General features: G+C 63.4%; 12 protein-coding genes and 1 tRNA gene. 5 read left to right on the plus strand and 8 right to left on the minus strand.

Annotated elements, in window-relative coordinates:
- Window positions 1-2: 2 nt before the first annotated feature.
- Entirely contained in the window at window positions 3-995 is a 993-nt protein-coding gene (locus tag ABHM97_RS08675; RefSeq protein ID WP_349470332.1) for a helix-turn-helix transcriptional regulator, read from the minus strand.
- Between the two features lie 33 nt (window positions 996-1,028).
- Window positions 1,029-1,199 carry a hypothetical protein gene (locus tag ABHM97_RS08680; RefSeq protein ID WP_349470333.1) on the minus strand — a complete coding sequence of 57 codons (171 nt, stop codon included), beginning with the start codon at window positions 1,197-1,199 and terminating at the stop codon, window positions 1,029-1,031.
- A gap of 81 nt (window positions 1,200-1,280) precedes the next feature.
- Here ABHM97_RS08680 and ABHM97_RS08685 point away from each other — a divergent pair, with 81 nt between their 5' ends.
- Window positions 1,281-2,249 (plus strand): GlxA family transcriptional regulator, encoded by a 969-nt coding sequence (locus tag ABHM97_RS08685; protein ID WP_349470334.1) that lies wholly within the window; start codon window positions 1,281-1,283, stop codon window positions 2,247-2,249.
- Between the two features lie 3 nt (window positions 2,250-2,252).
- Here the strand turns inward: ABHM97_RS08685 and ABHM97_RS08690 are convergent, their stop codons facing one another.
- The 6 genes from ABHM97_RS08690 to ABHM97_RS08715 all read right to left on the minus strand — a co-directional run bounded on the left by ABHM97_RS08690 (window position 2,253) and on the right by ABHM97_RS08715 (window position 6,872).
- Window positions 2,253-2,555 (minus strand): protealysin inhibitor emfourin, encoded by a 303-nt coding sequence (locus tag ABHM97_RS08690; RefSeq protein ID WP_235521624.1) that lies wholly within the window; start codon window positions 2,553-2,555, stop codon window positions 2,253-2,255.
- A gap of 79 nt (window positions 2,556-2,634) precedes the next feature.
- The gene (locus ABHM97_RS08695) at window positions 2,635-3,678 is read right to left on the minus strand and encodes a M4 family metallopeptidase (RefSeq protein ID WP_349470335.1); all 1,044 of its coding nucleotides are present in this window, start codon (window positions 3,676-3,678) and stop codon (window positions 2,635-2,637) included.
- A gap of 156 nt (window positions 3,679-3,834) precedes the next feature.
- Window positions 3,835-3,907 (minus strand) — tRNA-Arg (locus ABHM97_RS08700).
- Between the two features lie 108 nt (window positions 3,908-4,015).
- Window positions 4,016-5,521: an FAD-dependent oxidoreductase gene (locus tag ABHM97_RS08705; protein WP_349470336.1), complete on the minus strand. Its 1,506-nt coding sequence runs from the start codon at window positions 5,519-5,521 to the stop codon at window positions 4,016-4,018.
- Window positions 5,518-6,390, minus strand: a complete 873-nt coding sequence (locus ABHM97_RS08710; RefSeq protein ID WP_349470338.1) for an FAD:protein FMN transferase — start codon at window positions 6,388-6,390, stop codon at window positions 5,518-5,520. The genes ABHM97_RS08705 and ABHM97_RS08710 overlap by 4 nt, the downstream gene beginning before the upstream one ends.
- 5 nt (window positions 6,391-6,395) lie before the next feature.
- Window positions 6,396-6,872 (minus strand): FMN-binding protein, encoded by a 477-nt coding sequence (locus ABHM97_RS08715; protein WP_235521621.1) that lies wholly within the window; start codon window positions 6,870-6,872, stop codon window positions 6,396-6,398.
- Between the two features lie 245 nt (window positions 6,873-7,117).
- Between ABHM97_RS08715 and argS the strand changes: the two genes are divergently transcribed.
- From argS to thrC, 4 genes are read left to right on the plus strand one after another with little or no spacing between them, the layout of a single operon-like run.
- Window positions 7,118-8,767, plus strand: a complete 1,650-nt coding sequence (gene argS, locus ABHM97_RS08720) for an arginine--tRNA ligase (protein ID WP_349470339.1) — start codon at window positions 7,118-7,120, stop codon at window positions 8,765-8,767.
- 3 nt (window positions 8,768-8,770) lie between these two features.
- On the plus strand, window positions 8,771-10,243 hold the full coding sequence (lysA, locus tag ABHM97_RS08725) for a diaminopimelate decarboxylase (protein ID WP_349470340.1): 1,473 nt from the start codon (window positions 8,771-8,773) through the stop codon (window positions 10,241-10,243).
- Window positions 10,236-11,552, plus strand: coding sequence for a homoserine dehydrogenase (locus ABHM97_RS08730; RefSeq protein ID WP_235521618.1), 1,317 nt, complete (start codon window positions 10,236-10,238; stop codon window positions 11,550-11,552). The genes lysA and ABHM97_RS08730 overlap by 8 nt, the downstream gene beginning before the upstream one ends.
- Window positions 11,553-12,656, plus strand: coding sequence for a threonine synthase (gene thrC, locus ABHM97_RS08735; RefSeq protein ID WP_235521617.1), 1,104 nt, complete (start codon window positions 11,553-11,555; stop codon window positions 12,654-12,656).
- Window positions 12,657-12,658: the final 2 nt, after the last annotated feature.

Consider the following 12,658-nt stretch of genomic DNA (forward strand, 5'->3'; position numbering starts at 1 on the left):
GTCTACTGTGGCTTGGTTCCGGCGTCCGCGACCTCCGACACAGTCCCGGCCGCTGCACGGAGGCGATGGGAAAGGTCCAAGGCGAAGGTCCTGAATTCCTCCGGCTCGATGATCTCGAAATTCATGTCCAGCGAGGCCAGATAGGCCCCCGCTGAGGCCAGGCTGTCCCATCCGGACCGCAGGATCGCGGCCTGGTCGCCGTCGGCCGTTAGGGTCGCGTACTGGGAACTTACGACGGCGGCTACCTCGGCGAGGGGCGCGCGGAGCCGCACGACGACGTCGAACCTGTAGGGCGAACGCGTAATTGATTGCTGTACGTACGCTGCAAGGTCCTCTGCCGGCAACGGCCGTGGAGTGTACTTCCTGCGTTCCGAAGGCAGGGAAGCAAAGCGGTCGGCCCGGAACGTCCGCCAGCCTTCCCGCTCCAGGTCCCACGCCACCAAGTACCAGCGCCGGCCGGTGTCCACCAGCCTGTAGGGTTCCACCAGCCGGCGAGCGGAGTCGCCGTCGGACCTGACGTACTCGAAGGAGATCTGCCGCCTGTCGGATATCGCCGCCGAAACCACCGTTAACTGTTGCGGATCAACTCTTGCTGCATTGGTGGGTAGGGTGGTCACGGCAGCTTTCAATATGGCGAACTTAGGGCGAAGCCGGGAAGGCAGGACCTGTTCCAGCTTTGCCAACGCCCGCACGGAGGCCTCCCCGATTCCCGCCACCGGGCCCGCCGCGACGGAATTCAGGCCCAGGGCGACGGCCAAAGCTTCGTTATCGTCAAGGAGGAGGGGCGGAAGCTGCGCGCCAGCGCCAAGTTGGTAGCCGCCGGCGATCCCGGGGGTGGCGTGAATGGGGTAGCCAAGGTTGCGAAGCTTGTCGATGTCGCGGCGCACCGTCCGTTCGGTGACGCCCATGCGGTCAGCCAGGTCTGGTCCGGTCCATTCCCGGCGAACCTGCAACAGGGACAAGAGTTGAAGGAGCCGGGCCGAGGTTTGGATCATGCAAGCGAATCTAGTCCATGGCCGGGCGATTCCTCAGTAGATGCGCGGATTCCAGTAGGGGCTGCTCGGAACATCGAAAGCGCTCCACGGTTCCTTGGAGTTGATGGGCGGGTTGTGGCCGCGGCCATCCTTCAAGAGGGCTGAAACGGTAGCTGCAACGGCGGTGATGAGGACGATGAAGAGGATGATTCCGAAGATTTCCATGCCTCCAGCCTGCTCCTGTGGCAGGTCAAGAAACAGTGGCAGGAATGCCCCATTTAGATAATTTTCTGCCACACTGGATGTATGTTGAAATCAGTGGCGGTGATCGTTGTTCCCAACTTCTCGATCTTCGAATTCGGCACGGCTTTCGAAGTCTTCGGCATCGACAGGACTGACAGGGACGGCGGAGTTCCGGGCTTCGACTTCCGGGTCTGCGCCCCGGAACCGGGTGATATCCGGATGAAGTCGGGGCTCTCCCTGCACGTGGAGAACGGACTTGAGGCAACCGCGGACGCGGACCTTGTGATCATGACCCCCTTCGGCAGGGACCAGGAGCTGCCCGAGTCCGTCCTGGAGGCCCTGCGCGCAGCACACGAGCGGGGAGCATGGGTCATGTCCATCTGCTCAGGGGCCTACGCGCTGGCCCGCGCCGGATTGTTGGACGGGCGCCGCTGCACCACCCACTGGCACTACTCGCATGACCTTGCAGCGCGCTACCCGGAGATCATCGTGGACGAGAACGTCCTTTACGTCCAGGACGGAACCATCATCACCAGTGCAGGCACGGCTGCGGGAATCGACGCGTGCCTGCATTTGGTCCGGGTTGAACTGGGAGCCAACGTCGCAGCGGCCCTAGCCCGCGACATGGTGGTGCCGCCGCACCGTGACGGCGGACAGGCCCAGTTCATCGACCGCCCCATGCCGCAATGCGGATCAGCGCCCATGGAGGAACTCCTGCGCTGGATGGTGCAGCACCTTGACCAGGAGCACAGCGTCAACGAGCTGGCGGCCCGGCTGCACATGTCCCCCCGGACGTTCGCGCGCCGATTCCGTGCTGAAACCGGAACAACACCCGCCGCATGGCTGAACTCGCAGCGGGTAATAAGGGCCCAGGAACTCTTGGAGAGTACGGAACTGAACATCGACGAAATTGCCCGCGAGGCAGGTTTTGGGCATTCAGTGCTCCTTCGGCACCACTTCACCAAGGTCCTCTCTACCAGCCCACAGAGCTATCGCCGGGCGTTCCGCGGACAGCTGGCCGAGGCAATCTAGGCGTCAGCGCCGACTGCCCGATTTTCCCCGCAACTCCGAGCCCTCCGCCTTGGCGCACTCCACCAGTTCCTGCCACGGACCTGTAATGGCCCGCTCGGGAAGTGTTGCGCGGCGTTGGCCGGCCCGGATTGAGTACATGAAGCGATCCGGTTCGTTCAGCGTGCGGTCCATGCCCTGTGCCTCGTCCCACGGGCACGCCTCAACGATGGGAACCCAACGTTCCTTCTCCTCGGAAGAGATGGCTTCGACGATCCAAACGCGCGTCATCGCTGCGATTCCTCCACTGCGTTGGACGGTGATCTTCATGACCCGGCTGTTTCTCGTTCCACCCTCGGATGCCAGTCACCCGGCGGGTCCGAACACGGCCGTGGGTCCCGCCAACTGACTAAACCTTGACCTTCACAGTGTCCCACGCCTTCAGGACGGCGTCATGCTCCGCGGAGCCCGCACCGTACAGTTCTTCGGCCGTAGCAACCGTGGTCCTGGCGAACTTCCCAAAGGTGCAGGCCGCGGGCAAGGCCCCACTGGTCAGGGTGCCGTACCAGATCTGTCCCGGAGCCTCCCAGGCATTGCCGCCCAGGGTGGCGCTGACCAGGTAGAAGGCCCTGTTGGGGATACCCGAGTTGATGTGCACACCGCCGTTGTCGGCACTGGTCCTGACGTAGGTGTCCAAGGAATCGGGCTGGGGGTCTTTGCCCAGGACGTCGTCGTCGTACGCGGTTCCGGGGGCTTTCATGGAGCGAAGGGCGGCGCCCTGGACCTGATCGGTGAAGAGTCCTTCGCCGATCAGCCAGCTCGCCTGCTCAACCGATTCCTGTTTCGCGTACTGCTCCACGAGGACTCCGAAGACGTCCGACATCGACTCATTGAGGGCCCCCGCTTGGTTGCGGTAGGCGAGATTGGCGGTGTATTGGGTCACGCCGTGGGCCAGTTCGTGGCCGATGACGCTCACGGACTTGGTGAAGCGCTGGAAGATCTGGCCGTCTCCGTCGCCGAAGACCATTTGGCTTCCGTCCCAGAAGGCGTTGTCATACAGCTTGCCGTAATGAACGGACGCGTCGAGGGGGAGACCGGCGCCATCGATGGAGTCCCGGCCGAAGATCTCGCCGTACAGCCGGTGGGTGTTCCCCAAGCCGTCATAGGCCTCATCCGCTGCGGGATCCCCGACGGCGGGGGCGCCTTCTTTCCGGACGAGACGGCCCGGCAGCGTTTCCAGGCTCCCGGCATCGTAGATGGTCCGCTTCGGAGGGCCCGGCTTGGCCTGCCGCGCGCTGGGCGGTGCTTCTGGAAGGGGTGCCGTCCGAAGGGCCTGCAGGCCTTTGACGTGCAGCAAGGATTCCTTGGCCGCCCTGGCAACTGCCCGCAGGCGCGGTTCATTCTGGGCAGCAATCCTGCGGAGCATGTACGGCGGGACGATTGAGCAAATCACGGCAAACCCCTTTGGCTACGGACGAGGACCCTTTGGGATCAGCCTAGGAGCAGGGGCGGACAAAATAGTGTTGGAGGCCCGGCAAGCCCCGAAGTGATAGCGGCTGACCAGGAGACAAAAATACCCCGCCAGCAAGGCTGGCGGGGTATTTCATTGTGCCCTCGATAGGATTCGAACCTACGGCCTTCTGCTCCGGAGGCAGACGCTCTATCCCCTGAGCTACGAGGGCATCCAGGGATCCCTCCGTTGCCGGTGGGACGTCCTAGAGCTTAGCAGCCACTGAGCCGCAAATGAAAACTGCAACACACTTCCTTCAGCAGGTTGTTCAGCAGGTTGTTCAGTACCCCGCGAAAGAGTCCACATGAACCCGTCGTGCACCTGCGCCTCGGGCTGCCGCCCGCAAGGAGTCCACGCTGGAGGGCGAACCGGAGACAAACACCTCACGTTCGGCAATATCCGGCACCAACTCCTTCAGGCGCCCTGCATCGATCCGCGACTTTCCGGCGTCGTGCATGAAGTCCGGGGGAGTGGAGCCGTCCGCGAGCCGGGCAATGACTTTCGCCCGTGAGGCTTCCAACTCGCCTGTTCCGGCCAGCTCGGTGCGGCTTTTGGCGAGGTACAGCACCACCGTGTCCCGACTCCCGCGGGAGTCGGACGCAAGCTGCGACAGGAAAGGCGTGATGCCGATTCCAGCCGCTATCAGCAGGACGGGTTTGCCGGCGTCGTGCGGGAGCAGGAAATCACCGCCCACCGCGGTGGCCGAGACGGTATCCCCGGGGTGGAGCGCCAACAATGCCCTCTTGGCAGTGGACAGCGGCTCTGCCGTGCCGACTCCGAACGTCACCTCCGCCGCACCGGGCGGATTGGTCATGCTGAAGACACGACGGCGGCCCTTCCCATCGGAGCCGGAATGCGGCAGGTTCAACTCCATGAACTGGCCGGCCGCGAACCGGACAGGACGCTGTGGTTCGAACCTGAACTCCGTACTTCCAGGTGTCAAAGGCCGGGAGCCCTTGAAGACCAGCTCCACACCACCCCGCTGGCCAAGGAAGAACGCAATCAGGTTGCCAAGCAGCAGCGCCAGTTCCGGGGAATTCGCGACGAATCCGAGGTTATAGGGGACAGCGAAGACAACACCGACGACGGCGGCAAGCGCCAACTGCTGCCAGCGCCGGGGAGGCAGGGTGAGCGGCTCGGAAAGCATGAAGCCGACAAAAAAGAGCAAAGGACGCTGGGCCAGGGGCTGCCACAGGGCCTGTCCGAACGTCATGCCCCGGTTCAGGAGTTCGGTGGTGATGATGCCGGTGGCGGTTACCATGAACACCGCTGCCATGAGCATCTTCCGGGTGCGGTAAAGGACAACCAGCACCCCGGGCACCAGCAGCCACAGCATCGCCGGTGTCGCAGCCCACCAGGTCGCAATGTTCAGGCCCGTCAGGCCAGTCAGGAAAGCCCCGGCCGCGGCCGGGTTGAAGATGTGCCGGCCACGGAACGCCAGCGCGTACTTGGAAACGCTCGCCAACACGCAGGCCAGTGCCACGCCGGCCATGTCAGCCGCCCCGAACGCCGGCCAGAACAGGAAGTAGAGCAGCAGCCCCGTAATGAGCGAAGACTCCGAGTGCGGCCTGACCCGGAACACCAGGGCCAGCAAGCGGCTCGACAAGTACGTCAAGCCAACGCAGAGCGCCAGGTGCACCAGCATCTCCGGGATACCGAACGTCAGCCAACCCAGCACGTCGAGAACCATGCTGTAGGCCACCAGGATGGCAAGGACCCAGAGAATCAGGCGGTACATCGTGAAGCGGCCCAGCCAGGTATCCAGACGGGACTTAACGGCAATCATGAAAACAGTCTCCCCTCAAATGCCGCCGAATACGTGGCAGCACCAGCCGATGACACCTTGAGCCACGAGAACTCGAACTCATCCTCCAACGGCCCCGGATCCATCATGAACAATGCCGTGGCCAGCGCATCGGCCTCCAAGGCGCTCGCAGCCATGGTCCAGGTGGCAACAGTGGTTTCGATGGGCTGGCCGGTGGCGCCATCGAGTACATGGTGCAGCCCATCGCCCCAGGCTCGCCGGTTGGATGCCGAGGCACACAGCGCGGAGTTGGCCAGTTCCACGGTGCCAATGGCCTGCTTCGGGTTGTAGGGGTGTTCCAAGGCGACAACGATCGGATGCGTACCGGAATGCAGCATGTCGCCGCTGCCGTCCACCAGGAAATCGGTGTGTTCGGCAGCCCGCAGGACGTCGCCCAGAAGGTCAACCAACTGGCCTTTCCCGGCGGCGCCGATATCCAGGACCACCGCTTTGGTAACCATCAGCTCCGTGCCTGTCCACTCAAGGGTGCCTTCCCACGGGGGTGGCGCCTCCGGGCTGCCCTGGCTGGCCAAGGCGTAGTTTGCGTCGTAGCCGAGCCGCTCGAGGCTGCTCCCGATCAGTGGCGTCATCCTTCCACCGCTGAGTCGGTACAGGGCCGCATAGATCTTTTGCAGGTCAGGTGCGTGGTCCGGAAGGGTGATGTGCCCGGGGCCGCGCGACAGGGTGGCCACCAACGAGTCCATCCGGAACCGCGACCACGCCTTGTCGTACGCGGACACGGTGTCAAGCAGTTGGCCCCGGAGCCCAGCACCCAGGGTGTCCGGCGTCGAAATTTCCCACCGTGTACCGATCCCCTCGAAGTCGAACAGGCTCCAGCCAGGGTGCGGCATGGCTGCTACTTGGCCTGGGACTTGATCTGTTGCACGGCATCGTTGAAACCGCCGGACGTCAGCGAGGAGCCAGCCACTTTCGAGACGTTCAGCTCATCGATGTCCTTGCCGACAATCTGGGCTGCGATGCCACTGGCAAATTCGCCTTGGAACTTCTTGGTGTTCGGATTGGAGGGATGGGTTGTGATGTTGACCGCAGTGACCTTATCCGCAGCCAACGTCAGCTCTACGCCTACCGTTTCCTGGCCGTTGGGCGAGGTGTAGGTGCCGTCAGCGCTGTAGGTGCCGTCCTTGTAACCGGATGCCCCGTTGGCTGCGGATCCCTGGGACGAGGGAGCGGTGGTGGAGACCTGGCCACCGTTCTGGGCAGCGGGAGTCTCCACGGCCGGCGATTCGGCCTTGGGGGCGCAGGCCGCAGCCGTCCCGATGATGGAGAGGCCGGCAAATCCAACGTAGAGGCTCTTGCGGAGTGGCGTAGTCATGGTTCTGCTCGTTTCAACTGGGCGTTCGACGGGACCGGTTTGCATTAGGGGCAATGACTGCAAAGTCCTTGCCTGTCCGGGGTGGCCGCTCATGCCGTCCCCTTACGTGTTCATAACGTTGAAATGAGCCTAATGGTTCAGGCTGTGCCGGCCGCCAGCCGGGCCTGTGCAGGGGCTGTGTCAAAAGTATCCACATACGGCAGCCTCAATTCCGCGACTTTGCGGGCCCCCGGTAGGCTAGATCCGTGACTCCCGAAGAACTCTCTGCTGCCATATCCGCCTGCCTCATGGACGCCGTCTCTGCCGGCGAAATCGCGTTGACGGAAACGTCCGTGCCAGACGCCGTGCGCGTGGAGCGACCCAAGAACCGGGACCACGGAGACTGGGCCACCAATATTGCCTTGCAGTTGTCCAAGCAAGCAGGCATGAATCCCCGCGAATTCGCCGGTATCCTCAGTAACCGGTTGCAGGCCATTCCCGGTGTCACGGGCGTGGATATCGCCGGTCCCGGCTTCCTGAACATCACAGTCGATGCTGCTGCAGCCGGCGCCCTGGCCAAGGCCATTGTCGAAGCCGGTTCCAGCTACGGTACAAACCAGGCCCTCGCTGGCCGCGTGGTCAACATGGAATTCGTTTCCGCCAACCCCACCGGTCCGCTGCACATCGGGCACACGCGCTGGGCTGCCCTGGGTGATTCGATTGCCCGCGTCCTGCGTGCTTCGGGCGCAGACGTCACTGCTGAGTACTACATCAACGACGCCGGTTCGCAGATGAACGTCTTCGCCAACTCCGTGCTGTCGCGGCTGCATGGACGGGGAGTCCCCGAAGGCGGGTACCCGGGCGAGTACATCCGGGAACTCGGCGACGAAGTCCTGAGGGCCCACCCGGATGTCCGCGAACTGACGGACGAGGCAGCGCTGCCGGTCATCCGTGCGGCAGCCTACGAGGCCCAGATGGCTGACATCAAGGCCACGCTGGCCGGATTTGGCGTGGAGTTTGATGTCTTCTTCTCCGAGAAGGAACTGCACGACGCCGGTGCGATCGAATCTGCCGTCGCCCGCCTCCGCGAGCAGGGCCACGTGTTCGACGACGGCGGTGCTGTCTGGTTGCGCACTACCGACTTCGGCGACGATAAAGACCGCGTCATGATCCGTGCAAACGGCGAACCGACCTACTTTGCAGCGGATGCCGCCTATTACTTGTCCAAGAAGGACCGCGGATTCACTGAGAAGATCTACCTCCTCGGCGCGGACCACCACGGCTACATCAACCGCCTGAAGGCCATTGCCGCGTGTGCCGGTGACGATCCCGAGGTCAACATTGAGGTCCTGATCGGTCAGCTGGTGTCGGTCAACGGTGCCAAGCTGTCCAAGCGCGCGGGCAACATCATCGAGCTCAAGGACCTGATTTCCTGGCTCGGCAAGGACGCTGTCCGTTACTCGTTGGCCCGCTTCCCCGCAGATTCCCCGCTGACCCTGGACCCGGAACTGTTGAAAAAGCACAGCAACGAGAACCCTGTGTTCTACGTGCAGTACGCGCATGCCCGTTCCCGCGGCACTGCACGGAACGCCGAAGAGGCCGGCGTGGACCGTTCAGTCTTCGATGCGTCGCTGCTGGATCACCCCACGGAAAACGAGTTGCTCTCCTATTTGGGCAGCTACCCGTCCATCGTTGCCAAAGCTGCCGAGCTGCGGGAACCCCACCGGGTGGCCCGCCACCTTGAGGTCATCGCCGGTGCTTACCACCGTTGGTACGACGCCTGCCGGGTCTCGCCCCAGGGTGAGGAACCCGTCCAGGACGTTAACCGCACCCGCCTGTGGCTGAACGACGCCACCAGCCAGGTGCTCGCCAACGGACTCGAACTGCTGGGCGTGTCAGCGCCGGAACGGATGTAGGCCATGAACACCAACGCAGCACATGCTTCTCCGCTCGCTCCTGATTGGCTGGCAGTTCCCGAGAACCTCAACGCCCTGCAGTCGCCCATGTGGGCCGCCGGCGTTGGGAAGAACGACGCCGGTGAGGTCGCCATTGACGGCATTACTGTCAGTGAGCTGAAGGAACAATACGGAACGCCGCTCTTTGTCATGAGCGAGTCGGACTTCCGGTCCCGCGCCCGGGCGTTCAAGGACGCGTTCGACGAAGCTTTCGCGGACATCTGCGGGGGAGTGGACGTCTACTACGCAGGTAAGTCCTTCCTGTGCACCGCAGTGGCCAGCTGGGTGGCCGACGAGGGCCTCCGCCTGGACACCTGCTCCGGCGGTGAACTTGCGGTCGCTGCACGTGCGGGGATCCCGGGTGCCAACCTTGGCCTGCACGGCAACAACAAATCCGACGCGGAAATCAACCGTGCCTTGGATATGTCCCTTGGCCGGATCGTGGTGGACAGCCTCGACGAACTGGAACGGGTGGCAAAGATCGCCTCCAGCCGGGGCGAAACAGCCAAAGTCATGTTGCGGCTGACCCCTGGCGTTCACGCCCACACCCACGAATTCATCGCCACGGCCCACGAGGACCAGAAGTTCGGCCTCTCGATGGCAGGCGATTCCACCGACGAAGCCGGGCTCTCGGCAGCAGAAGAGGCCGTGGCTGCTGCCACCGCCTACGACAGCATCGAACTGCTGGGCTTGCACTGCCATATCGGCTCACAGATTTTCGAGCCTGACGGCTTTGCCTTGGCAGCGGAGAAACTCCTGGGATTCCTTGCTGCCATGCAGGCGAAATACTCCATCAACCTTCCCGAGCTGGACCTCGGCGGCGGTTACGGCATCGCCTACACGCCGGTGGACACTCCCCGGCCGCCTGCCGAGATCGCGCAAGCCATGGCCGACGTCGTTCGTTCCACGTGTGCCGCACTGGGCATCACCGCACCCCGGATCTCCATCGAACCAGGCCGCGCGATCGTGGGGAGCAGCACCTTCACCCTCTACGAGGTTGGCACGCTCAAAACGGTCCGCGTCGACGTCCCGGAGGGCGAAACGGAGGACAAGAACGTTACGTATCCGCGGCGCTATGTGTCGGTGGACGGCGGGATGAGCGACAACGCCCGTCCGGTGCTGTACGACGCGGATTATTCGGCAATTTTGGCTTCACGCGACTCCACGGCCGTTCCGCAGCTGTCCCGCGTAGTGGGCAAACATTGCGAGAGCGGCGACATAGTTGTTAGAGATGTATATCTGCCCGCGGATGTGGCAGCCGGTGATTTGCTCGCAGTACCGGGTACCGGCGCCTACTGCTGGGCCCTCTCCAGCAACTACAACTACCTGGCCCGGCCTGGCGTTGTCGCTGTACGCGACGGAGCCGCCCGGCTGATTGTCCGCGGGGAAACCGAAGAAGATCTCTTGAACCGCGACATGGGAGTGGCGAATGTCTGAAGTGCAAACCTTGAAGGTGGCCCTGCTGGGCTGTGGCAACGTTGGGGCCCAGGTTGCGCGGATTCTGATTGACGACGCCGAAGCTTTGGCTGCCCGCACCGGAGCCCGTCTGGAACTTTCGGGCATTGCCGTGCGCACCATCGATGCACCCCGCGACGTCGAGCTGCCCCGCGAACTGTTCACTACCGATGCCGACACCCTGGTCAAGGATGCGGACCTCGTCATCGAGCTCATGGGCGGCATCGAGCCCGCCCGCTCCTTGATCCTGACGGCCATCCAGAACGGTGCCTGCGTGGTTACCGGCAACAAGGCATTGCTCGCCCAGGACGGCCCCACTCTTTATGAAGAGGCTGACAAGGCAGGCGTCCAGCTCTCGTATGAAGCGGCCGTTGCGGGAGCGATTCCCATCCTGCGTCCCATCCGCGACAGCCTGTCAGGCGACCGCATCACCCGTGTCCTGGGCATCGTCAATGGCACCACCAACTTCATCCTCGACCAGATGGACACCACAGGCGCACAGTTCGCTGACGCCCTCGCCGAAGCCCAGCGGCTCGGGTACGCAGAAGCGGATCCTACTGCCGACATCGAAGGACACGACGCCGCGGCCAAGGCTGCCATCCTCGCGTCCCTTTCCTTCCACACGCGCTTCTCCCTGGACGACGTCTACTGCGAAGGCATCACGAAGGTCAGCGCTGCGGACATCGCTTCGGCCAAGGAAGCGGGCTTTGTCATCAAGTTGCTCGCCATTGCCGAAAAGATCGAATCTTCGGATAACGGCAGCGGCATTTCGGTGCGGGTCCACCCCACCCTCCTGCCCCGCGAGCACCCGCTGGCTGCAGTTCGCGGTGCCTTCAACGCGGTGTTCATTGAGGCCGAAAACGCTGGGGAACTGATGTTCTACGGCCAGGGTGCGGGGGGTACCCCCACAGCCTCTGCCGTTTTGGGCGATCTGGTCTCCGCGGCCCGCCGACTCGTGCTGGGCGGCCCGGGTCGTACGGAAACCACCACAGGCCATGTCCCTGCGCTGCCCGTCGATGCATCCAACACGAGCTACTACATTGGCCTGGACGTCGCCGACCAGGCCGGCGTCCTGGCCCGCATCGCGCACATCTTTGCCGAGCACGCCGTGTCCATCGAGACAATGCGCCAGACAATCCACCGCGACGCTGCCTCCAAGGTCGAGTCGGCGGAGCTGAAAATCGTGACGCACCGTGCATCCGAAGCTGCACTCGCAGCAACCGTCGAGGCCGTGAAGGGCCTTGACGTCATCAATTCTGTGACATCCGTACTGCGGGTAGAAGGGGTCTAAGTGGCTCACCAATGGCGCGGAGTAATCCGCGAATACGCTGATCGTTTGCCCGTAACGGAAGCCACCAAGGTCATCACCCTCGGCGAGGGCGGTACGCCGCTCGTCCACGCGCAGAAGCTCTCCGAGCTCACGGGCTCCGAGGTATACCTCAAGGTGGAGGGCATGAACCCCACGGGTTCCTTCAAGGACCGTGGCATGACCATGGCCATGACTGCGGCCGTGGAAGCCGGCGCGAAGGCCGTTGTCTGTGCCTCCACCGGCAACACCTCCGCTTCTGCGGCTGCCTACGCAACCGCGGCGGGACTCAAGTGCGCAGTGCTTGTCCCCGAAGGTAAAATTTCCATGGGCAAGCTGAGCCAGGCCATCGCGCATGGCGCCACCTTGCTTCAGGTGGATGGCAACTTCGACAACTGCCTGGACATCGCCCGCAAGCTCGGCGAGGCTTACCCGGTGTTCCTGGTGAACTCCGTCAATCCGGCACGTATCCAAGGCCAGAAGACCGGTGCTTTCGAAGTTGTTGACTCGCTGGGTGACGCTCCCGACATCCACGTGCTGCCCGTCGGCAACGCCGGCAACATCAGCGCCTACTGGAAGGGCTACAAGGAGTACTCCGCACCGTTTGAGAGTGCCAACGGAACGCTTCCCGCCGTCTCCACCAAGACCCCGATCATGTGGGGCTTCCAGGCAGCAGGTGCCGCGCCCTTCGTGGCAGGGCACCCCATCACCGAGCCTGACACCATCGCCACTGCCATCCGCATCGGCAACCCGGCATCGTGGGATACCGCTGTCGCGGCCCGTGACGAATCAGGCGGACTGATCGAGGCAGTCACCGATGACGAGATCCTGGCGGCCCACCGTTGGTTGTCCGCCAAGGAGGGTGTCTTCGTCGAGCCCGGCTCAGCCGCTGGTGTTGCCGGCCTCATCAAGAAGCACGCGGCCGGCGAGGTTCCTTCGGGAAAGACCATCGTCATCACGGTCACCGGACATGGCCTCAAGGATCCGCAGTGGGCACTTCGCACCGAAGATGGCAGTGATGTCCAGCCCGTCAAGGTGCCGAACGACGTCGTCACCGTTGCCGCGGAACTGGGACTGGAAGAAAACTAAGA

The sequence above is a fragment of the Paenarthrobacter sp. CAP02 genome (assembly GCF_040137855.1).
GTDB lineage: Bacteria > Actinomycetota > Actinomycetes > Actinomycetales > Micrococcaceae > Arthrobacter.

Excerpts from the sequence above, each read along its gene's own strand:
- ABHM97_RS08685 (WP_349470334.1), top strand. The coding sequence starts at position 1,281 with ATGTTGAAATCAGTGGCGGTGATCGTTGTTCCCAACTTCTCGATCTTC.
- ABHM97_RS08715 (WP_235521621.1), bottom strand. The coding sequence starts at position 6,872 with ATGACTACGCCACTCCGCAAGAGCCTCTACGTTGGATTTGCCGGCCTC.
- ABHM97_RS08710 (WP_349470338.1), bottom strand. The coding sequence starts at position 6,390 with ATGCCGCACCCTGGCTGGAGCCTGTTCGACTTCGAGGGGATCGGTACA.
- ABHM97_RS08730 (WP_235521618.1), top strand. The coding sequence starts at position 10,236 with ATGTCTGAAGTGCAAACCTTGAAGGTGGCCCTGCTGGGCTGTGGCAAC.
- lysA (WP_349470340.1), top strand. The coding sequence starts at position 8,771 with ATGAACACCAACGCAGCACATGCTTCTCCGCTCGCTCCTGATTGGCTG.
- ABHM97_RS08675 (WP_349470332.1), bottom strand. The coding sequence starts at position 995 with ATGATCCAAACCTCGGCCCGGCTCCTTCAACTCTTGTCCCTGTTGCAG.
- ABHM97_RS08680 (WP_349470333.1), bottom strand. The coding sequence starts at position 1,199 with ATGGAAATCTTCGGAATCATCCTCTTCATCGTCCTCATCACCGCCGTT.
- ABHM97_RS08705 (WP_349470336.1), bottom strand. The coding sequence starts at position 5,521 with ATGATTGCCGTTAAGTCCCGTCTGGATACCTGGCTGGGCCGCTTCACG.
- ABHM97_RS08690 (WP_235521624.1), bottom strand. The coding sequence starts at position 2,555 with ATGAAGATCACCGTCCAACGCAGTGGAGGAATCGCAGCGATGACGCGC.